This window comes from Massilia hydrophila, assembly GCF_020208145.1.
GTDB lineage: Bacteria > Pseudomonadota > Gammaproteobacteria > Burkholderiales > Burkholderiaceae_D > Telluria > Telluria hydrophila.
On sequence record NZ_JAHYBX010000001.1, the window covers coordinates 452,406 to 473,543 of the forward strand.

The window sequence follows — 21,138 nt, forward strand, 5'->3', positions numbered from 1 at the left end:
CGCCATGACCCAACGCCTGATCCTCGCCTCCAACAACGCCGGCAAACTGAAGGAGTTCGCCCAGATCCTCGCCCCCATCGGATTCGAATTGCATCCGCAAGGCGAATTCGGTGTCCCGGAAGCGGAAGAACCTTTCGCTACCTTCGTCGAAAACGCGCTGGCCAAGGCGCGCCACGCGTCGCGCCTGACCGGCCTGCCGGCGCTGGCGGACGACTCGGGTGTGTGCGTCAACGCGCTCGGCGGCGCGCCCGGCGTGTATTCGGCGCGCTACGCCGGCGAGCCGAAATCCGATGCCCGCAACAGCGAGAAGCTGGTGGCCGACCTTGCCGCGCACGCCGACAAGTCGGCCTATTACTATTGCGTGCTGGTCTATGTGCGCCATGCCGACGATCCGCAGCCGGTGATTGCCGACGGCCAGTGGCACGGCGAGATCATCGACACGCCGCGCGGGACCAACGGCTTCGGCTACGACCCGCACTTCCTGATTCCGGCGCTGGGCAAGACCACGGCCGAGCTGGAACCGGGCGTGAAGAATGCCCACTCGCACCGTGGCCAGGCCCTGCGCGCGCTGGTGGAAAAACTGACATGATTCCAATTAAAGTCGCCGCGCCGGGTCCCGGGCCGGCCTCGGGCGCGCCCCGTTCGCCCGCCACCACCGCGCTGCAGTACCTGCAGCCCGGCGCGCTGAACCTGGCGGTCCTGCCGCCGCTGGCGCTCTATATCCACTTCCCCTGGTGCGTACGCAAGTGCCCGTATTGCGACTTCAATTCGCACGAGGCCAGGGGCGAGCTGCCCGAGCAGGACTACCTGGACGCGGTGCGCCTCGACCTGGAGCAGTCGCTGCCGATGATCTGGGGCCGCAAGATCCATACCGTCTTCATCGGCGGCGGCACCCCGAGCCTGATGTCGGCCGCCGGGCTGGAGCGCCTGCTGTCGGACGTGCGCACCCTGCTGCCGCTGGCGCTCGACGCCGAGATCACGATGGAAGCCAATCCGGGCACCTTCGAGGCCGAGCGCTTCAGGTCCTACCGCGACAGCGGCGTGAACCGCCTGTCGATCGGCATCCAGAGCTTCAACGGCGCGCACCTTAAGGCCCTGGGACGCATCCATGACGAAGCGGAAGCCCTGCGCGCGGTGGAAATCGCCCGTTCCACCTTCGAGAACTTCAACCTCGACCTGATGTTCGCGCTGCCCTCGCAGACGCTGGCCGAGGCGCGCCGCGACCTGGAAACGGCGCTCGCCTTCGCGCCGCCGCACCTGTCGATGTACCACCTGACGATGGAGCCGAACACGGTGTTCGCGAAGTACCCGCCGGCGCTGCCCGACGACGACCTGAGCGCCGACATGCAGGATATGATCCTGGAGGCGACCGCCAGCGCAGGCTACGAGCACTACGAAGTTTCGGCCTATGCCCAGCCGGGCAAGCGCGCCCGGCACAACCTGAACTACTGGCAGTTCGGCGACTACCTCGGCATCGGCGCCGGCGCGCACTCGAAGATCTCCTTCCCGCACCGCGTGCTGCGCCAGGCGCGCTACAAGCAGCCGGCTTCCTTCATCGAGGCCGCGAAACGCGGCAATCCGGTGCAGGAAGAGCACGAGATCGCACGCGGCGACATGGGCTTCGAGTTCATGCTCAATGCCCTGCGCCTGACGGAAGGCTTCGATCCGAACCTGTTCGGCGAGCGCACCGGCATGGGCATCGGCGCCATCACCCAGGCCCTGAACGAGGCCGAGAGCAAGGGTTTGCTGTACCGCGATCACAAGCTGATCAGGCCGACCGCGCTTGGCCAGCGCTTCCTGAACGACCTGCAGGAAATGTTCCTGAACTCGTAGGGATGGGCGGCGCAAGGTAGGCCAGTGGACGACATTCCCGTCTACCCTAGGTTGTCGCCGCCCCCGCGAGCGAGCCGATGGTCCGCGCCAGCCCCTCCAGCACCCGCGCCATGCCCGCGTAATCGAGCCTGTCCGGGGCTTCCCGTGCATTTTGCGCAGTGTGGTAGTAGGGATAGCGCAGGAAGGCGGTGTCCGTGATCATCAGGGCGGGGGCGCCCTGCTGCCGGTAGGCGGCGTGGTTCGACAGCGTTACCCCCATCACGTGTGCCGGCGCCGCCAGGCCTTCGGCCGGATGATCGGGCTGCGCCTGGAATGCCGCCAGTGCCTGCCGGACGGGCGCCGAGGATGCGAGCGTGCCGACGTAGGCGATGAAGTTGGCGCTGCCCGCCGCGCCGGGCACGACGTCGGACGCATTTCCATCCACGAAGAAGACGAATTTCACTTCGGTGCCACGGCTCGGCCGCATGGCCTTGAGCAGGCGCGCCAGTTCCAGCACGGCGGCGGTGCCGCTGGCATTGTCGCCTGTATCGCCTGTATCACGGTTCGCCGGAACGTAGTGGGCGCCGACGATGAAGATGCGCTCAGGCTTCGCCCCGGGTGCGGCGTTCGATACCGACACCTCGATCTTGCGCACCTGGTGGGCGCCTGCGCCGTATTCCTGCCGCTGCAGGCGGTAGCCATGGCTGGCGAGCGTGGCCGCGATGTGGCGCGCGGTCGCGTCCTGTCCCCGCGCGGCGATCGCCTCGACATGGGTGCGCAGGCGGGCGGACAGGTCGGGAGCCCGCGAGGCGGAATCGGTTTCCAGGGTCAGTGTCGCCAGCACGATCGCCAGCAGGATCGCGATGAGGACCTTCCAGTGTGAGCGGGCGAATTTGCGCATGGCAGTCGGGCGGTCAGCCCCCAGGCGGTCATGCGTCCAGTGTAGCGATTTGTGCAAACGGGCAGCGTTTCGATTCCGCGCTTCAACTCGCAGCAGGCAAGGGTGAAAAAAAGGGCTGCCGAAGCAGCCCGTTTCCTCAGCGCGCCGCCACCGGCGCCGCGGGTTCGGTCCAGCCGCCCCCCAGTACGCTGTACAGCGTGACCTGGTTCTGCAGGCGCTGCAGGTTGGCCTGCACCGCCTGCTGCTGCGCCTGGAACAGCGCACGCTGGGCGTCGAGCAGCTCGAGATAGCTGGCCGCGCCGTTACGGTAGCGCAGGTCGGCCAGGTTGAAGCGGTCGGCCTCGGCCTCGGCCACCGCGCGCTGGGCGCGCAGCTGCTCGCCGAAGGTCGACTGCCCGGCCAGCGCGTCCGCCACTTCGCGGAACGCGGTCTGGACCGCGCGCTCGTACTGGGCCACGGCGATGTCGCGGCCGGCGCGGGCCGAGCCCAGCACCGCCGTGTTGCGGCCGTAGTCGAAGATCGGCAGGATGGCCTGCGGCGCGAAGCTCCAGCCGTAGGAGCCGCTCTTGAACAGGCCGGACAGCTCGCTGCTGGCGCTGCCCACGCTGCCCGTCAACGAAATGCGCGGGAAGAAGTTGGCGCGCGCGGCCCCGATGTTGGCGTTGGCTGCGATCAGCTGCTGCTCGGCGCCGCGGATGTCCGGACGGTTGACCAGCAGGCTGGATGGCAGGCCGGCTGGCAGGTCGGGCAGCTCGGTCGACGCCAGGGTGGCGCCGGCGGCGACGGTGTCCGGCACCGGGGTGCCGACCAGCAGGGTCAGGAGGTTGATGTCCTGGGCGCGCTGGCGCTGCTGCGCGGCCAGCGTGGCCAGCGCGGTTTCCACCAGCGAGCGCGCCTGCTGCAGCTCGAAGCGCGAAGCGACGCCGTTATCGAAGCGCAGCTGGGTCAGGCGCAGCGATTCCTGGCGCGTGCCCAGGGTGCGACGCGTGATGTCCAGCAGCTCGTCGTCGGCCAGCAGCTGCAGGTAGACCCTGGCCACCGACGAGACCAGGCTGATCTGCGCCGACTTGCGCGCTTCCTCGGTCGCCAGGAACTGCGCCAGCGCGGCTTCCGACAGGTTGCGCACGCGGCCGAACAGGTCCAGCTCGAAGCTTGTGACGGACAGGCCCGACTGGTAGACGCTGGCGATCGGCTGGTCTTCGCCGGTGGTCTGGCGCGAGCCGCTGATGCCCAGGCCCACCGTCGGCAGGCGATCAGCGCGCTGGATGCGGTACTGGGCGCGCGCCTGCTCGATGTTGGCGATCGAGACGCGCAGGTCACGGTTGTTGACGAGCGCCTGTTCGATCAGGCCGCGCAGGCGCGCATCGGGGAAGAAGCGCTGCCATGCGATGCCGGCCGCGGCTTCGCCCGCCACCTGGGCGGAGGGCGCGCTGGCGGCCTTCGGCAGTTCGGGGAAGGCCTGGGCCACTGGCGCCTGCGGCCGCTCGTACTTCGGCGCCAGCGACATGCAGCCCGAAAGCAGCATCGCCAGCGTGACGGCAAAGGCGGGCGGAGTCAGTTTTTTCATTGTCTGGATCATGGTTGTTTTCCTTCGACGACCGCCGCTTCGGCATGGTGCGCGTACTTGTCCTCCTGGCGCTTGCTGCCCTTGAACAGCTTGCGCACCACCACGAAGAACAGCGGCACGAACAGCACGCCCAGCGTGGAAGCCGTTATCATACCGCCCATCACGCCGGTACCGATGGCGCGTTGCGAGGCCGAACCGGCGCCGCCGGCGATCACCAGTGGCAGCACGCCGAGGATGAAGGCCATCGAGGTCATGATGATCGGGCGGAAGCGCAGGTGCGCCGCCTCGATCGCCGCTTCCATCGGCGACTTGCCCTGCGCCTGCAGGTCCTTCGCGAACTCGATGATCAGGACCGCGTTCTTCGCCGCCAGGCCGACGATGGTCACCAGGCCGATCTTGAAGTACACGTCGTTCGGGTAGCCGCGCATCATCGCCGCCAGCACCGCGCCCAGGATACCGAAAGGCACCACCAGCAGCACCGACACCGGGATCGACCAGCTTTCATACAGCGCCGCCAGGGCCAGGAAGATGGCCAGCAGCGAGAAAGCCATCAGGATGCCCATGGTGCCGCTGGAGAGCTGTTCCTCGCGCGACTGGCCGGTCCACTCGAAAGCGAAGCCGGCCGGCAGCTTGCCTGCCAGGCGCTCCATCTCGGCCAGCGCGTCGCCGGTCGAGTAGCCGGGCTTGGCGTCGCCCGAGATGCTCATCGCCGGATAGCCGTTGTAGCGCAGGGTCTGCATCGGACCGGTCACCCAGCGGGTGGTCGCGAACGCGGACAGCGGCACCGGCTGGCCCTGGACGTTGAGCGCGTTGATGCGCAGCAGGTCGTCCGGCTGCATGCGGTCCTTCGCATCGGCCTGCACCACGACACGCTGCAGGCGGCCTGCGTTCGGGAAGTCGTTCACGTAGCTCGAGCCGAGCGAGGTCGAGATCGCGGAGTTGATGGCGTCGAAGCTGACGCCCAGCGCCTGCGCCTTGTCGCGGTCGATGTCCAGGCGAACCTGCGGCGCGTCTTCCAGGCCTTCCGGACGCACGCCGGCCAGGACCGGGCTCTGCGCCGCCATGCCGAGCAGCTGGTTGCGGGCCGCCAGCAGGGCTTCGTGGCCGTTGCCGCCGCGGTCCTGCAGGCGGAAGCTGAAGCCGGTGCCGCGGCCCAGTTCCGGAATCGGCGGCGGCGACAGCGCGAAGATGAAGGCGTCGCGGATGCCTGACAGGCCGCCGATGATGCGGTTGGCCACCGACTGGGCGTCGGAACCCGCGCCCTTGCGCTCGTCCCAATCCTTCAGCGGGATGAAGGCCAGTGCCATGTTCTGGCCGGCGCCCGAGAACGAGAAGCCCAGCACGCTGACCATGTTGGCCACCTCCGGCTGCTTCATGATGAAGTTTTCGGCCACCGTCATCACTTCGTTGGTGCGTTCCAGCGTCGCGCCCGGCGGCAGCTGGATGTTGGCGATGACGTAGCCCTGGTCTTCGTTCGGCAGGAAGGAATTCGGCATGCGGGTGAAGAACAGCGCCACCAGGCCGCAGACCAGTACGAAGGCCACCAGCCCGCGCCCGGCGTTGCGGATCAGCTTGCCGACCCAGCCTTCATAGCCCTTGGCGGTGGCGCCGAACTTGCGGTTGAACCAGCCGAAGAAGCCACGCTTGTCGTGGTGGTGGCCGGCCGCGACCGGTTTCAGGAAGTGCGCGCACAGCGCCGGCGTCAGGGACAGCGCCAGGAAGGCCGAGAAGGCGATCGACGACACCATGACGACGGAGAACTGGCGGTAGATATTGCCGACCGCGCCGCCGAAGAAGGCCAGCGGCACGAACACCGACATCAGGACCACGGTCACGCCGACGATGGCGCCGGAGATCTGGCCCATGGCCTTGCGCGTCGCTTCGAGCGGGGGCAGGCCTTCCTCGGACATGATGCGCTCGACGTTCTCGACCACCACGATGGCGTCGTCGACCACGATACCGATCACGAGCACCATGCCGAACATGGTCAGCACGTTGATCGAGTAGCCCAGCGCCAGCAGCGTGCCGAGTGAACCGAGCAGGGCGACCGGCACCACGATGGTCGGGATGATCGTGTAGCGGAAGTTCTGCAGGAACAGGTACATCACCAGGAACACCAGCACCAGCGCCTCGACCAGGGTATGCAGCACCTGCTCGATCGAGATGTCGATGAACTTCGAACTGTCGAACGGCACGGTGGCTTTCACGCCGGCCGGGAAGAACTTCGACAGTTCATCCATGCGCTCGCGCACCAGGCGCGCCGTCTCCAGCGCATTGCCCGACGGCGCCAGCTGCACGCCGATACCGGTGGACGGCCTGCCGTTCAGGCGTGCCGAGGTGCCATAGCCCTGGGCGCCGATCTCGATGCGCGCCACGTCCTTCAGTCGCACGGCCGAGCCGTCCGGGTTCGCGCGCAGCACGATGTTGCCGAACTGTTCGACGGTGGAGAGCTGGCCGGTGACGACCACGGTCGCGGTGATTTCCTGGCCCTGCGCCAGCGGCAGTTCGCCGATGGTGCCGGAGGCCACCTGGGCGTTCTGGCTGCGGATCGCGTTGTTGACATCGCTAGGGCTCAGGCGGAAGCCCACCAGCTTGGCCGGGTCGATCCAGACCCGCATGGCGCGCTCGGTACCGAACAGCTGCGCGGTGCCGACGCCCTTGATGCGCTGGATTTCAGGCAGCACCGTGCGCGAGGCGTAGTCGCCCAGCGCGATCGGATCCCACTTCGGATCGTCCGACGAGAGGATGGTAAACAGCAGGAAGTTCGCGCGCACCTTGTCGACGCGCACGCCCTGCTGGTTCACCGCCGCCGGCAGGCGCGGGGCCGCGCGCGACAGGCGGTTCTGGACATCCACCTGGGCCAGCTCCGGATCGGTGCCGGTTTCAAAGGTGAGGGTGATCGAGCCGCTGCCGTTGGCGGTGCTGCTCGATTCCATGTAGACGAGGCCTGGCGAACCGTTCATCTCGCGTTCGATGACGGAGATGACCGAGTCTTCCAGGGTTTGTGCCGAGGCGCCCGGATAGGCGGCATTGATCACGATCGATGGCGGCGCCACGTTCGGATACTGGGCGACCGGCAGCTGGGTGATCGAGACCGCGCCGATCACCATGATGAACAGCGCGATCACCCAGGCGAAAATAGGGCGGTCAATGAAGAAACGTGCCATGAATTAGTCCTGTTCTTTCCTGACCGCTCAGTTGCCCGCCGGGGCGGCGGCCGGAGCTGCAGCCGGTGCCGCGCCGGCCTTGCCCGCAGCCTGCCATGGCACGGCCTTGACCGGGGTGCCTGGCGGCAGCATCTGCAGCTTCTGGAAGCCATCGACCATCACGCGTTCGCCTTCCTTCAGGCCTTCGGTGACGATCCAGTTCGAGCCCTGCTGCGAGGCGATCTTGACGGTGCGTGGAGTCGGCTTGTTGTCCGCGCCGACCACCATCAGGGTGTCGCCCTGCGGGCCGCCGCGGGTGACGGCCTGCTGCGGCACCACGATGCCGTTCGGCAGCTGGGCCTGGGCCAGGCGCACGCGCACGTACTGGCCCGGCAGCAGGCTGTTGTCCGCATTCGGGACCGTGGCGCGCAGGGTCACCTGTCCGGTGCCCGGATCGACCGTGATGTCGGAGAACTGCAGGCTGCCCTTGGCGGCCAGCTCGGTACCGTCGTCGAGGATCACGCTGACCGGCGCATCCTTGACGTTGCCGCCGGCCTGCTTGCGCAGGCGCTGCAGTTCGCTGGCTGACTGGGTGATGTTCAGGTACATCGGGTTGGTCTGCTGGATCACTGCCATCTCGGTGGCCTGGGCGCTCGAGACCAGCGCGCCTTCGGTCACCAGCGCGCGGCCGATGCGGCCCGAGATCGGGGCGTACACGTTGGCGTAGCTGGAATTGATCTGGGCGATGCGCACCTGGGCGCGGGCCGCCGCGACGGCCGCTTCGGCCTGCTTCTGGGCGGCCACGGCATTGGTGTATTCCTGCTTGCTGATGGCATTCGCTTCGACCAGCGGCTTGTAGCGCTCGGCCTGGGCGGTGGCCTGGTTCAGGGTCGCCACCGCGCTGCCGACGTCGGCCTGGGCCGCCGCGAGGCGTGCCTGGTAGGGCGCCGGGTCGATCTGGAACAGGGACTGGCCCTGCTTGACCTCGCTGCCTTCGGTAAACAGGCGCTTGAGCACCACGCCATCCACGCGCGCGCGCACCTGTGAGGTGCGGACCGGCTCGGCACGCGCCGGCAGTTCGGTCAGCAGCGCAACCGGTTCATACTTGGTGGTGATGACGCCGACTTCCGGCGCCGGCATGGCGCCGCCGGCGCCAGCGGCCGGGGCGCCGTCTTTCTTGCCGCAGCCCGACAGTAGCGCGAGCGCGACCAGCGTGCCGGCGGCGATCCGGCTGAGTGAAGGGGTCCTGGTCAGGGAGGATGGGTCTGAGCGCATTTACGTATGCTTCCTTCTCGTTGTTGTTTCGACATCCTGCGCAGCTTCCGGAAGCGTACGCGAAATGCCACTGGCTTTTACGAATAGTTTTATATACTATCACGGCTGTATGTTTATTGCTGGAGCACCCCCTCAAATGGGAGGGCAGTCAAAAAATGGCACGTAAAACCAAGGCGGAAGCTGCTGTGACCCGCGACAGCATCCTGGACGCTGCTGAAAGATTGTTCGCCGAACAAGGCGTATCACGCACGACTTTACAGCATATTGCAACTGCGGCGGGCGTGACGCGCGGTGCGATCTACTGGCATTTCCTGGACAAGGGCGCGCTGTTCAACGCCATGTTCGACCGTGCCAAGATGCCGATGGACGAGGCGATGCAGGTGCTGGACAACCAGCGCGACGTCAAGGATCCCCTGTTGTGCCTGCGCGACGACATGATGACGGTGCTGCGCATCGTGGTCGAGGACGAGAAGGCGCGCCGCGTGTTCGAGATCGCCACGCTGAAGACCGAATTCATCGACGAAGTCGATTCGGTGCGCGCGCGACGACGCGAGTCGATCGCCCTGTGGCAGGAGCGAATGGAAGGACACCTGCAACAGGCCCAGGAAAAAGGCATGCTGCGCCCGGGAACCAGCACGCTGGCAGCGGCGCAGGGCGGCTGGATCCTGGTCGATGGCCTGATCCGCAACTGGATCTTCGAGCCCACGCTGTTCGACCTGATGGCGCTGGGCGGGACGGTGATCGATACCTACCTGGCGGGCCTGCGGGCAAGCTGAGGAACGCCTGCCACGGTGGGCGGATTTTTCCGCCCACCCTACAAAAAACGCGCCTTCGAGGCGCGTTTTCTTTTTACTTCAGCATTTCCTCGATCATCTTCTTCAGCTTGATCGAATCCGCCACGAAGGCGCGGATCCCTTCGGCCAGCTTCTCGGTGGCCATCGCATCCTCGTTGAGCATGAAGCGGAAGTTCTTCTCGTCCACCGCGATCTTGGCGATGTCGGCATTCGCATCAGCCACCAGCTTGCGCTCGACCGGCGCGTCGCTGTCGGCCAGCTTCTGCAGCAGGTCAGGCGAGATGGTGAGCAGGTCGCAGCCGCTGAGCTCCAGGATCTGCGAGGTGTTGCGGAAGCTCGCACCCATGACTTCGGTGTCGTAGCCGAACTTGCGGTAGTACTGGTAGATGCGCTTGACCGACTGCACGCCTGGATCGTCGGCGCCGGTATAGTCGGTGCCGGTCGACTTCTTGTACCAGTCGTAGATGCGGCCGACGAATGGCGAGATCAGCTGTACGCCCGCCTCGGCGCAGGCCACGGCCTGGCACAGCGAGAACAGCAGGGTCAGGTTGCAGCGGATGCCTTCCTTCTCCAGGATCTCGGCGGCACGGATGCCTTCCCAGGTCGAGGCGATCTTGATCAGGACGCGCTCGCGCGCCACGCCGTTCTTTTCGTACAGGGCGATCAGCTCGCGGCCCTTGGCGACGGTGGCTTCGGTATCGAACGACAGGGCGGCGTCGATCTCGGTCGAGACGCGGCCCGGCACGTATTTCAGGATCTCGACGCCAAAGGCGATCAGGAGGCTGTCGACGATGGCCTCGGTCGAGGCACCGTTGGCCTCGGCGACGGCTTTTTCCAGCAGCGGACGGTATTCCGGCTTTTGCACGGCCTTCAGGATCAGCGACGGGTTGGTGGTCGCATCCTGCGGCGCGTAGGCCTTGATCGACTGGAAGTCGCCGGTGTCGGCGACGACGGTGGTGTACTGCTTGAGCTGTTCGAGTTGGTTCATTTGGGAGCCAGGTAGGAAAGTCAGGAGAAATCGGTGCCATCCATGAAGGCGGCCAGCATGCGCTCCAGGCCTTCACGGTCTTCATCCGAAAAACGGTCGGGCGAAGGGCTGTCGATGTCGAACACGCCGAGCACTTCGCCATCCTTGACCAGCGGGATCACGATTTCCGAATTCGAGGCCGAATCGCAGGCGATGTGGCCCGGGAAGGCGTGCACGTCGGGCACCACGATGGTCTTGCGCTCGGCAGCGCTGGCGCCGCACACGCCGCGCCCGAAGGGAATGCGGGCGCAGGCCGGCTTGCCCTGGAAGGGGCCGACCAGCAGGTCCTGGCCGTCGCCCTTGCGCGCCGGGACGGTGAAATAGAAGCCGGCCCAGTTCAGGTCGGCCAGGGTGTCGTAGACGAGGGCGGAGAACTGGGCGGCGTTCGCCATCAGGTTGCGTTCGCCTTCGAGGACGCTCTCGACCTGGCGCTCCAGCAGGGCGTAGTCGGGACGGGAGCTGCGTTCAGGATTGATGTGCATTGGCGTGGCCCGTGGTGCGATGGAAACCGGATATTTTACACCTGTGGCGGATTTGCTTCGCGCCGCTTCAGCCGATGAAGGAATCGAACTGCATGTCGAACTCCTGCAGCGCCTTCTGCGCGTTCTGCATCTTCTTGCGGAACTCCGGCCCGCGCCGCAGCGCCAGGCCGACCGCCAGCACGTCGATCACGACCAGGTAGGCCAGGCGCGCCGAGATCGGCGTATACGGGTCGATCGCGAACACCAGGTCGATCGGGATGAACAGCGTGGCCACTTCCGCCAGCGGGGTTCCCGAAGGCGCCAGCACGATCACGTCGGCCCCGCCGCGCCGCGCCAGCTTGGCCGAGCGGGTCAGGGACGGGTTGTTGCCGCGCTGCGAGATCGCCACCACCGCGTCGCCCTCGCGCAGCAGCGCCGCCGCGATCGAGTGGATGGCCGGGTCGGCATAGGCCACGGTCGGCACGCCCGAGCGGAAGAACTTGTGCTGGGCATCGGCGGCAACGAAGCCCGACGAGCCCTGGCCGTAGAACTCGATCTTGTTGGCGCGCGACAGGATGTCGAGCGCCTTCTGGATCAGTTCCGGCTTCAGGTTGTTGCGCAGGTCGAGCAGGGTATTGATCGAGCGGCTGCAGATCTTGTTCACCAGGTCGGCCGCCAGGTCGTCCGGCGCCGGCTGCTCGTTCGCGCCCGGCAGCGCCAGCGCCAGGCCCTGCGCCAGTTTCAGCTTGAACTCGTGCCAGCCGTCGTAGCCGAGGGTGCGGCAGAAGCGCACCACGGTCGGCTCCGACACCTGCGCGCTTTTCGCCAGCGCCGTGATGTTCTGGCTGACCGTGTTGGCGGGTGCGGCCAGCACCGCGAGCGCCACCTTGCGCTCGGATTTCGAGAGCGAGTCGAGCTGGGTGCGGATGGAATCGAGCAGCATGGGCGCTCCGTCAGGAATCAGTCTTCGGGCAGCGCTTCTTCGCGCCACTGCAGGCCATCGCGCCCGATCAGGGCGCTCGCGGCGGCGGGGCCCCAGGTGCCGGAGGTGTAGGGCAGCGGCGCGCTGTCGTTCTGCTCCCAGTATTCGAGGATGGGCTCGACCCATTCCCAGGCCGCTTCCAGTTCGTCGCCGCGCATGAACAGGGTCAGCTGGCCACGTAGCACATCGACCAGCAGGCGCTCGTAGGCTTCCATGCGCGGGCTGGTGAACTGCTCGCGGAAGTCGAGTTCGAGCTCGGCCTGCTTCAGGCGCATCGAGTCGCCCGGGGTCTTGGCCATCAGGTTCATCGACAGGCCTTCGTCGGGCTGCAGGCGGATCACCAGGCTGTTCGGCTGGAAGCTCGAGGTCGGCTGCTTGAAGATCGAATGCGGGATGGGCTTGAAGCGCACCACGATCTCGGCCAGGCGGTCGGCCATGCGCTTGCCGGTGCGCAGGTAGAAGGGCACGCCGGCCCAGCGCCAGGTGTCGATCTCGGCCTTCATGGCGACGAAGGTTTCCGTCCTCGAGCCTTTCGGCGCGTCCGGTTCGTCGCGGTAGCCCGGCACCGCCTGGCCGTCGATGTGGCCGGAGCGGTACTGGCCGCGCACGATGTTCTGCGCCAGCGTGGTGGGTGTGAAACGCTTCAGCGAGCGCAGCACCTGCAGCTTGGCGTCGCGCACCGCGTCCGGCGCGATCGAGGTTGGCGGCTCCATCGCCACGATGCACAGCAGCTGCAGCAGGTGGTTCTGCAGCATGTCGCGCAGGGCGCCCGAGGTGTCGTAGTAGCCGAGGCGGTTGCCGACCCCGATCTTCTCGGCGATGGTGATCTGCACGTCGGAGATCCACTCGCGGCGCCACAGCGGCTCGAACAGGATGTTCCCGAAGCGCAGGGCCAGCAGGTTCTGCACGGTCTCCTTGCCCAGGTAGTGGTCGATCCGGTAGATCTGCGACTCGGCGAAGACCTTGCCGACGTCGAGGTTGATCTGGCGCGCCGAGGCCAGGTCGCGGCCGAGCGGCTTTTCCAGCACCACGCGCGAGTTCGGCGTGGCCAGGCCGGTCCTGGCCAGGTTGTCGCAGATGGTGGCGAACAGGTGCGGCGGCGTGGCCAGGTAGTAGACCCGGGTCAGCGCCGCGTCCTGGCGCAGCGCCTCGGCCAGCGGGCCGAAGCTGGCGGCGTCGGTGGCGTCCAGCGCCACGTAGACGATGCGTTGCAGGAAGCGCGCCCAGGTGGCGTCGGCCGGCGTTTCCTTGATGTGCGGCTTCGAGTTCTTCTCGACGAAGCGCAGGAACTCCTCCTGCGAGAACGCATCGCGGCCGACGCAGACGATGCGGGCGGTGGCGGGCAGGTCGTCGCAGACGTCGCGCGCATACATCGCGGGGAGCAGCTTGCGCATCGCAAGGTCGCCGCTGCCGCCAAAGAAAACGAGGTCGAAATCGGAAAGGGCCATGGAAGTACCGGAACTGGATGAATAGCTGATTGTGTAAATTTACTACACCGATAGCTGCTTAGCAAGAAAATCTACTACGTAACATGGGCGTAGGGTGAGCGGCTCCTCCCGCAACGCCGAGGGACCCGCCGCTTTGCGCCGCCCACGCGGTGATTGCTAACGGCAAGATCATCCGGCACGCGAGCGGAGCCGTCGCGTATCGCCGCGTGGGCGGCATTCGCGCCGCAGCCATGCACGCCATGCGGGTGTAGCCGCCCACCCTACGTGGCGGGCACGCCCTTCAGCGGTGCAGGTACTCCGGCTCTTCCCGCCCCGCCACGTCAACCCTGATCGACAGCAGCTTGCCGCTGAGCGGGTAGCGCGCCAGTTCCTCGGCCGGGCGGCCATGGCTGGCGCTGGTGATATAGAGCGTGCGCAGGTCGGGGCCGCCGAAGGCGACCGAGGTCGGGCAGCGTACCGGCAGCGCGATCTCGCGCAGTACGGCGCCGTCGGGCGCCAGGCGCAGCACCCGGCCGCCTTCGAACATCGCGACCCAGTAGGCGCCTTCGCTGTCGACGGTGGCGCCATCCGGGCGGCCGCCGTAGTCGGGCGCGCTCTTGTCGGCGGCAAAGGTCTTGATCGTGCGCCTGTCGCCATGCGTGCCGGTGGCGGGGTCGTAGTCGTAGCAGTCGATCCGGTGCGAGGTGGTATCCGCATGGAACATGGTGCGCCCGTCGGGGCTCCAGGCCAGGCCGTTCGAGTTGGTCATGCCGCCCTGCCAGGCGCGCCGCAACTGGCCGCGTTCGAGCACGTACATCTCGGCCAGCGCCTGGTCGCGTGGTTCGTACATGGTGCCCACCCAGAAGCGCCCGGCCGGATCGACGCGGCCGTCGTTGAAGCGCACGATGCGGGTGTCGTAGGGCGCGTCGGCGATCGGGGTTTCCTTGCCGCTGGTCGTGTTCAGGCAGATCAGGCCAGTGCGCAGCGAGACCACCAGGTTGTTGTCGCCGTCGACCGCCAGGGCCGAGGGCTCGGAACCCATCTTCCAGCTCGAATACTTGCCGCTGGCCGGGTGCACGCGGTGCACGCTGCGGCCGTTGATGTCCACCCAGTACAGCGCCGACTCGACTTCGTGCCAGGTCGCCGCTTCGCCGACCAGCATCGGCGCCTCATGCACCACTTCGAATTTATCCGTTGCCATGTAATAGAAAAGGTAAGGTTCAGAACGCGGCCCTGGCGCGGGCGATCAGGCCGTTGGTGGAGCTGTCGTGCAGGTCCGGCTGGGGCTCGCCCGCCAGCTCGGCCTCGATTTTCTTCGCCAGCACCTTGCCCAGTTCGACGCCCCACTGGTCGAAGCTGTTGAGGTTCCAGAGTACGCCCTGCACGAAGGTCTTGTGCTCGTACAGCGCGATCAGGGCGCCCAGGGTGGGCGGGGTCAGGCGCTCCATCAGGATCGTGTTGCTCGGGCGGTTGCCGGGGAAGGTCTTGTGCGGCGCCAGGCGTTCCACTTCTTCCGGCGGCAGGCCCTGCGCCTGCAGGTCGGTGCGTACCTCGTCGATCGTCTTGCCCTTCATGAAGGCTTCCGACTGGGCGAAGCAGTTGGCCAGCAGGGCGCTGTGATGCTGTTCCATTTCGTGCGCCGGGCGCAGCGCGGCGATGAAGTCGATCGGGGTCAGGTCGGTGCCCTGGTGCAGCAGCTGGAAATAGGCGTGCTGGCCGTTGGTGCCCGGTTCGCCCCAGATGGCCGGGCAGGTCGGGGTGTCGACCGGATCGCCGTCGCGCGTGACCGACTTGCCGTTGCTCTCCATGTCGAGCTGTTGCAGGTAGGCCGGGAAGCGGTTCAGGTCCTGGTGGTAGGGCGCGATCGTGACCGAATGCGCGTCCAGGAACTCGCGGTTCCAGAAGCCGACCAGGGCCAGGATCATCGGCATGTTCTCCTCGATGGGCGCGTTGCGGAAGTGCTGGTCCATCTCGTGGGCGCCGGCCAGGAAGTCGGAAAAATAGCCGAAGCCCACCGCCAGCGCGACCGGCAGGCCGATCGCCGACCAGACTGAGTAGCGGCCGCCCACCCAGTCCCAGAACGGGAACATGTTGGCCGGGTCGATGCCGAAGGACTTGATCGCTTCCACATTGGTCGATACCGCCACGAAATGCTTCGCCAGCGCGGCATCGGCCGACTCGGCCGGCACCCGCTCGAGGAACCAGCGGCGCGCGGTCTGCGCGTTCATCATGGTCTCGGCGGTGGTGAAGGTCTTCGAGGCCACGATGAACAGCGTGGTTTCCGGATCCACCTGCGACAGGGTGGCATCCATGTCGTGGCCGTCGACGTTGGACACGAAATGCAGCGCCAGGCGCGGATGGGCGTAGTGGCGCAGCGCCAGCACCACCATCTTCGGCCCCAGGTCGGAGCCGCCGATGCCGATGTTGACGACGTCCGTGATCGGCTTGCCGGTATGGCCCAGCCATTCGCCGCCGCGTACCGCGTCGGTGAAGCTGCGGATGCGGTCGAGCACCGCGTGCACCTCGGCGTCGACGTCCTGGCCGTCGAGCACCAGGGTGCTGCCGCGCGGAGCGCGCAGGGCGGTGTGCAGGACGGCGCGGTTTTCGGTGTTGTTGATGCGTTCGCCGGCGAACATGGCGTCGCGCTGGCGCTCCACGCCGCGCTCGCGCGCCAGCGCCGCCAGCAGTTCAAGCGTGCGCCCGTCGAGGCGATTTTTTGAATAGTCTAGGAACAGCCCCGCAGCTTCGCAGGAGAAGCGCTCGAAGCGCTGCGGATCGGCGGCAAACAGCTTGCGCATCTCCCAGTCTTCGGCCTCGAGGGCGTGGTTTTCGAGGGCCTGGAAGCTGGCGGTACTGGTCAGGGAAGGCTGGCGCATAAGAAGGTGTCGATGAGCGATGCCGATGGCACAATGTTGTCAATAGCAGATTAGCGAATAATACAGGAAGACACCGTAAATTCACTACACAAAGATCCGCGCACCGCTTCCTGGATAGGGTAGGGTGGGCAGGTTCCTGCCCACGCGGTCGACCGGCGCGAGCGAATGGTGCAACGCAGCCGCATAGCCAGCGGTAGTTGACCGCGTGGGCGGGAAACCCGCCCACCCTACGGTCGGGCCGACGATTCGATCAAAAGCCGGCGCCTTGACTGCATCCCTGTCCAATCTGTAGTAAAATTTCAGATACAAAATTCAAGAAGGAACGATCATGGCGCTCCACCCCGTAGTCGAACAGGTAACGAACCGGATCATCCAGCGCAGCCGCGCCTCGCGCGCGGCCTATCTCGCGCACCTGGAAGCCGCCCGCGTGCAGGGCGTGCAGCGCGGTTCCCTGTCCTGCACCAACCTGGCCCACGGCTTCGCCGCCTTCCCGGCCAACGACAAGCTCAAGCTGAAGGAATACAAGAAGCCTTCGGTGGCGATCGTCTCGTCGTACAACGACATGCTGTCGGCGCACCAGCCGTTCGAGACCTATCCGCAGCTGATCAAGGACGCCGTGCGCGAAGTCGATGCCGTGGCCCAGTTCGCGGGCGGCGTGCCCGCCATGTGCGACGGCGTCACGCAGGGGCAGCCGGGCATGGAACTGTCGCTGTTCTCGCGCGACACGATCGCGATGGCGACCGCGGTCGCGATGTCGCACAACATGTTCGATGCCGCCCTCTACCTGGGCATCTGCGACAAGATCGTGCCGGGCCTCTTGATCGGCGCGCTGCACTTCGGCCACATCCCGGGCATTTTCGTGCCGGGCGGCCCGATGACCACCGGGATCTCGAACAAGGAAAAGGCGGCCATCCGCCAGCGCTATGCCAAGGGTGAGGCTACCCGCGAGGAACTGCTCGAAGGCGAATCGAAGTCCTACCACGGCGCCGGCACCTGCACCTTCTACGGCACCGCCAACAGCAACCAGATGCTGATGGAGATGATGGGCCTGCACCTGCCGGGCGCCGCCTTCATCACTCCGGGCACGCCGCTGCGCGACGCGCTCACGCGCGCGGCCTCGCGCCAGGCGGTGAAGATCTCGCAGCAGGGTGGCCAATACATGCCGATCGGCCGCATTGTCGACGAAAAGAGCATCGTCAACGCCATCGTGGCGCTGCACGCGACCGGCGGCTCGACCAACCACACCCTGCACCTGGTGGCGATCGCGCGCGCGGCCGGCATCGTGATCGACTGGAACGACTTCGACGCCTTGTCGAAGGTCGTGCCCTCGCTGACCCGGATCTATCCGAACGGGGAAGCGGACGTGAACCATTTCCAGGCCGCCGGCGGCCCCGGCTTCGTCATCCGCGAACTGCTCGACGCCGGCCTGGCGCACGAGGATGTCAACACCATCCTCGGCCACGGCCTGCGCGCCCATTGCCAGGAACCCTTCTTGGGCGCGGACGGCAAGGTCGTGTGGCGCGACGCGCCTACGACATCGGGCGACGAAGCCGTCCTGCGCCCGGCCGCCAATCCTTTCGCCAACAACGGCGGCATGGTGCTGGTGCAGGGCAACCTGGGGCGCGCGGTGATGAAGATCTCGGCGGTGAAGCCGGAATACCACGTGATCGAAGCGCCGGCCATTACCTTCGACTCGCAGGAAGACTTCATGGAGCGCTACAAGGCCGGCGCGCTGGAACGCGACTTCGTAGCCGTGATCCGCTTCCAGGGCCCGCGTGCGAACGGCATGCCGGAACTGCATGCGCTCACCCCGGCGCTGTCGAACCTGCAGGATGCCGGCTACAAGGTGGCGATGGTGACCGACGGCCGCATGTCGGGCGCGTCCGGCAAGGTACCGGCCGCGATCCACGTCTCGCCCGAGATCCTGGCCGGCGGCCCGCTCGGCCTGGTCCGCGACGGCGACATCATCCGCGTCGATGCCAGCAATGGCACGCTGGAGGCACTGGTGACCGACACGGTCTGGGCGGCGCGCCGCATGGCCAGCGCCGACCTGTCGACGAGCCACATCGGCATGGGCCGCGAACTGTTCGCCATGTTCCGCAACCATGCCAGCCCGGCGGAGGAGGGTGCCGCGAGCTTCCCGCTGCCGTCGCCGATCGATACCACGGTGCCGCTGCACGAAGGCGCGCATGTGGAAGAGGGCCAGCCCGGCTCGGACGAAGACTTTCTTTTCAGGACGCAAAAATGACTTTACTTGAGATCATGCGCTCGGCGAGCGTCATCCCCGTCATCGCCATCGACGACCCGGCCCATGCGGTGCCGCTGGCCCGCGCCCTGGTCGCGGGCGGCATCCGGGTGCTGGAGGTGACGCTGCGCACGGAGCACGGCCTGCAGGCGATCCGCGACATGAGCGGCGTCGAAGGCGCCATCGTCGGCGTCGGCACCCTGACCCAGGCCCACGAATTCGCGGCGGCGCGCGATGCGGGCGCCGTGTTCGGCGTCTCGCCCGGCCTGACCCCGGCCATGATCGAGGCCGCGAAAACCAGCGGGCTGCCCTTGCTGCCGGGCGTAATGACCCCGTCCGAGGTGATGGCCGCGCGCGAGCACGGCTTCAGGCAGTTGAAGCTGTTCCCGGCGGTGCCGGCGGGCGGCGTCGGCATGCTCAATGCGATCGCCGGCCCGCTGCCCGACGTCACCTTCTGCCCGACCGGCGGCATCTCGATCGAGAGCGCGCCGAAGTTCCTGGCCTGCAAGAACGTGGCCTGCGTGGGCGGCTCCTGGCTGACGCCGAAGGACCTGATCGCCAACGGCGACTGGGCCGGCATCACCGCGCTGGCCAAGGCCGCCTCCGCGCTGCGCGCCGCCTGAGCGGCACCGTATCATGCTGCGCGCGCGATCCCGTCCTTTGACCGAGGCCGAGATCGCACTGGCGTCGCAGCTGTTCCGTGACGCCATCGACTACCGGCGCGTGCGCGTCCATGGGCGGCGCTACCTGCCGTTCCAGCCGAAGAACTGCTGCATGACGCCCAACGGCAGCATGTACTTCCACCATTCCTGCTTCCTGCCCGACTATACCCGCGGCGACCCCGGCGCGATCCACTGGTTCATGCACGAGCTGGTGCACGTGTGGCAGCACCAGCTCGGCTATCCGGTACGCCTGCGCGGCGCGATCCGCTTCGGCCTTCGGTATGCCTACGCCCTGCACGCGGGCGCCCGGCTTGCCGACTACAACATGGAAGCGCAGGGCGACCTGCTGGCCGATTACTTCGTACTGAAATTCCTGCGCAAGCCGGACGCCATGCGCCAGGAACAGCATCGCGGCAGCCTGGCGCTGTACGAAGCCGTGCTCGCCGGTTTCCTGGCCGACCCTTCCGATCCGCGCAGCCTGCCCAGCGGCCCGGCCGCCTGGCTGGCCCGCCCGCGCAGGATCGCCGCCTGAATCCTGGGCAAGACGCGCCAGCATGGCCGTTGCGCTATCGACGGGGATCAAGGCGGTGACCGCCCATCATGCAACACTCTGCTCGCCCGACACGCAGCGGCGCAGCCAGGAGCCAGCGCGTCCGAAGGGACATCTTTTATTGATAGACATTGCAAAGTATCAATATTATGATGACTTTCAGGAACGCTACCCGGCTGACCATCCCTCACATCCCTACCATCACCTCGCTGAAAACGGAGAACAAGAATGCAGAACACGGAAGCGGTCGGCACCTACGCCGGCGACAAGACACTGGCCATCCTGGTGCACCTGAGCGGTATTTTCTTTGGCTGGGTCGTGCCCCTGGTGCTGTACCTGATCAAGAAGGACGATAGCGACCGCTTCACGGCCGAGAATGCGCGCGAAGCCCTCAACTACCAGATCACGGTGATGTTCCTGTACATCGGCTGCGCCGTGCTGTCCATCGTCCTGATCGGCATCTTCCTGATCTGGGTTGTCATGCTGGCCAACCTGGCACTGTGCATCGTCGCCGCCGTCAAGGCCAGCAATGGCGTGAGCTACCGCTATCCGATGACCCTGCGCCTGGTGAATTGAGTGTCCACGGGCCGGCCCCAGGCGCGTGGGGCTGGCCGCTTTCCTAGATGCCGCTGCCGTTCAGCGTCACGATACTGAGCGGGCCGATGAAGGCGATGCCGGCGGCGCCGTCGCGCGCCACCCGCGCGTCGTACCTCAGCACCTGGCACTTGCCCTCGGCCCGAGTCGCGGCAGCCTGTCCGCCGACCTCGATGCGTCCGCCATCGGCCAGGAAGCAGGCCCTGAGCCCGGTGTAGTCGATGGCGCGCACCTCTTCCAGTCCCCGGTGGTAGAAGGGGATCTTGCGCTGCACCGACCTGACCTGCTCGATCGCCTTGCCGAAATCGGCATACGACAGCCCCTGCGCGGCATCCGTCTTCAGCTTCCATTCGAGCGCGATGCGCCCCTCGCGGGTCGGCGTATTGAACATCAGCGTCGCGTTTTCCTGCGCCGCCTGGCGCAGTTCGGGCAGCACGAAATAGCCGCCGCGCGTGACCGGAATGACCTGGTCCACCGATTCGCCGACGATGGCCACGGCCCAGGTCTTCGGCTGGAACTCGTCATAGGCCGGACCCTTGTCGCTGGCAAAATTGACGCGCAGGCGAAGCTCCACCACGCGCTGGCCAAGCGGCATCAGCGACTGCAGGAAGCTCTGGATCTGGAAAAAGCTCTTGTAGGGCAGGTCGCCCGGGTTGGTCTTGCGGTGGACCTTGACCGCAGGGATTTCCCGCGGGCCCGTTGCCGCTGCCTCCTGGGCCGCTGCTCCGGCGCTCGCCAGGGCCAGCGCGGCCGCCAGGGCCGGTGCGCACAGGCCGCGGCGCGCGACGCATTGTATGCTGCTCATCCTTGCTTTCTCCT

18 protein-coding genes are annotated in these 21,138 nt (G+C 66.7%); 7 read left to right on the top strand and 11 right to left on the bottom strand.

The genetic code is table 11. The features are described from left to right. Positions 1-4 precede the first annotated feature (4 nt). Together rdgB and hemW are read left to right on the top strand one after the other, a co-directional pair. Positions 5-589: an RdgB/HAM1 family non-canonical purine NTP pyrophosphatase gene (gene rdgB, locus LE190_RS02020; RefSeq protein ID WP_225237151.1), complete on the top strand. Its 585-nt coding sequence runs from the start codon at positions 5-7 to the stop codon at positions 587-589. Then, the gene (gene hemW, locus LE190_RS02025; protein ID WP_225237152.1) at positions 586-1,833 is read left to right on the top strand and encodes a radical SAM family heme chaperone HemW; all 1,248 of its coding nucleotides are present in this window, start codon (positions 586-588) and stop codon (positions 1,831-1,833) included. Before rdgB ends, hemW begins: the two co-directional genes overlap by 4 nt. A 46-nt stretch (positions 1,834-1,879) precedes the next feature. Here hemW and LE190_RS02030 read toward each other — a convergent pair whose 3' ends face one another. From LE190_RS02030 to LE190_RS02045, 4 genes are all read right to left on the bottom strand, one after another. After that, complete coding sequence (locus LE190_RS02030; protein WP_225237153.1) at positions 1,880-2,713, bottom strand: M28 family peptidase; 834 nt, start codon at positions 2,711-2,713, stop codon at positions 1,880-1,882. Between the two features lie 136 nt (positions 2,714-2,849). Further along, positions 2,850-4,280, bottom strand: coding sequence for an efflux transporter outer membrane subunit (locus LE190_RS02035; RefSeq protein WP_225237154.1), 1,431 nt, complete (start codon positions 4,278-4,280; stop codon positions 2,850-2,852). Positions 4,281-4,288: 8 nt separating this feature from the next. Beyond that, positions 4,289-7,447: an efflux RND transporter permease subunit gene (locus tag LE190_RS02040; RefSeq protein WP_225237155.1), complete on the bottom strand. Its 3,159-nt coding sequence runs from the start codon at positions 7,445-7,447 to the stop codon at positions 4,289-4,291. A 27-nt stretch (positions 7,448-7,474) separates the two neighbouring features. Continuing rightward, positions 7,475-8,701, bottom strand: a complete 1,227-nt coding sequence (locus tag LE190_RS02045; protein WP_225237156.1) for an efflux RND transporter periplasmic adaptor subunit — start codon at positions 8,699-8,701, stop codon at positions 7,475-7,477. A gap of 155 nt (positions 8,702-8,856) precedes the next feature. Here LE190_RS02045 and LE190_RS02050 point away from each other — a divergent pair, with 155 nt between their 5' ends. Then, on the top strand, positions 8,857-9,477 hold the full coding sequence (locus LE190_RS02050; RefSeq protein WP_225237157.1) for a TetR family transcriptional regulator: 621 nt from the start codon (positions 8,857-8,859) through the stop codon (positions 9,475-9,477). 73 nt (positions 9,478-9,550) lie between these two features. On the opposite strand, the gene tal is transcribed toward LE190_RS02050, so the two are convergent. From tal to pgi, 6 genes are all read right to left on the bottom strand, one after another. Continuing rightward, positions 9,551-10,483 carry a transaldolase gene (tal, locus tag LE190_RS02055; RefSeq protein WP_225237158.1) on the bottom strand — a complete coding sequence of 311 codons (933 nt, stop codon included), beginning with the start codon at positions 10,481-10,483 and terminating at the stop codon, positions 9,551-9,553. 20 nt (positions 10,484-10,503) lie between these two features. Beyond that, the gene (gene msrC / locus LE190_RS02060) at positions 10,504-11,004 is read right to left on the bottom strand and encodes a free L-methionine (R)-S-oxide reductase MsrC (protein WP_225237159.1); all 501 of its coding nucleotides are present in this window, start codon (positions 11,002-11,004) and stop codon (positions 10,504-10,506) included. A gap of 67 nt (positions 11,005-11,071) precedes the next feature. Further along, positions 11,072-11,926 (bottom strand): SIS domain-containing protein, encoded by an 855-nt coding sequence (locus LE190_RS02065; RefSeq protein ID WP_224943312.1) that lies wholly within the window; start codon positions 11,924-11,926, stop codon positions 11,072-11,074. A 17-nt stretch (positions 11,927-11,943) separates the two neighbouring features. Beyond that, on the bottom strand, positions 11,944-13,413 hold the full coding sequence (zwf, locus tag LE190_RS02070) for a glucose-6-phosphate dehydrogenase (protein WP_225237160.1): 1,470 nt from the start codon (positions 13,411-13,413) through the stop codon (positions 11,944-11,946). Between the two features lie 280 nt (positions 13,414-13,693). Next, the gene (locus LE190_RS02075; RefSeq protein ID WP_225237161.1) at positions 13,694-14,593 is read right to left on the bottom strand and encodes an SMP-30/gluconolactonase/LRE family protein; all 900 of its coding nucleotides are present in this window, start codon (positions 14,591-14,593) and stop codon (positions 13,694-13,696) included. Between the two features lie 19 nt (positions 14,594-14,612). Further along, positions 14,613-16,268 (bottom strand): glucose-6-phosphate isomerase, encoded by a 1,656-nt coding sequence (gene pgi / locus LE190_RS02080; protein ID WP_225237162.1) that lies wholly within the window; start codon positions 16,266-16,268, stop codon positions 14,613-14,615. Positions 16,269-16,596: 328 nt separating this feature from the next. On the opposite strand from pgi, the gene edd reads away from it, so the two are divergent. The 4 genes from edd (at position 16,597) to LE190_RS02100 (ending at position 20,301) form a co-directional block, all read left to right on the top strand. Continuing rightward, the gene (edd, locus tag LE190_RS02085; protein WP_225237163.1) at positions 16,597-18,516 is read left to right on the top strand and encodes a phosphogluconate dehydratase; all 1,920 of its coding nucleotides are present in this window, start codon (positions 16,597-16,599) and stop codon (positions 18,514-18,516) included. Further along, positions 18,513-19,136, top strand: a complete 624-nt coding sequence (gene eda / locus LE190_RS02090; protein ID WP_225237164.1) for a bifunctional 4-hydroxy-2-oxoglutarate aldolase/2-dehydro-3-deoxy-phosphogluconate aldolase — start codon at positions 18,513-18,515, stop codon at positions 19,134-19,136. The genes edd and eda overlap by 4 nt, the downstream gene beginning before the upstream one ends. A gap of 13 nt (positions 19,137-19,149) precedes the next feature. After that, positions 19,150-19,707, top strand: a complete 558-nt coding sequence (locus LE190_RS02095; protein ID WP_225237165.1) for a Rhs element Vgr protein — start codon at positions 19,150-19,152, stop codon at positions 19,705-19,707. Positions 19,708-19,953: 246 nt separating this feature from the next. After that, the gene (locus tag LE190_RS02100) at positions 19,954-20,301 is read left to right on the top strand and encodes a DUF4870 domain-containing protein (RefSeq protein ID WP_224943283.1); all 348 of its coding nucleotides are present in this window, start codon (positions 19,954-19,956) and stop codon (positions 20,299-20,301) included. Between the two features lie 43 nt (positions 20,302-20,344). Here the strand turns inward: LE190_RS02100 and LE190_RS02105 are convergent, their stop codons facing one another. Beyond that, on the bottom strand, positions 20,345-21,124 hold the full coding sequence (locus LE190_RS02105; protein ID WP_225237166.1) for a hypothetical protein: 780 nt from the start codon (positions 21,122-21,124) through the stop codon (positions 20,345-20,347). Between the last annotated feature and the right edge of the window lie 14 nt (positions 21,125-21,138).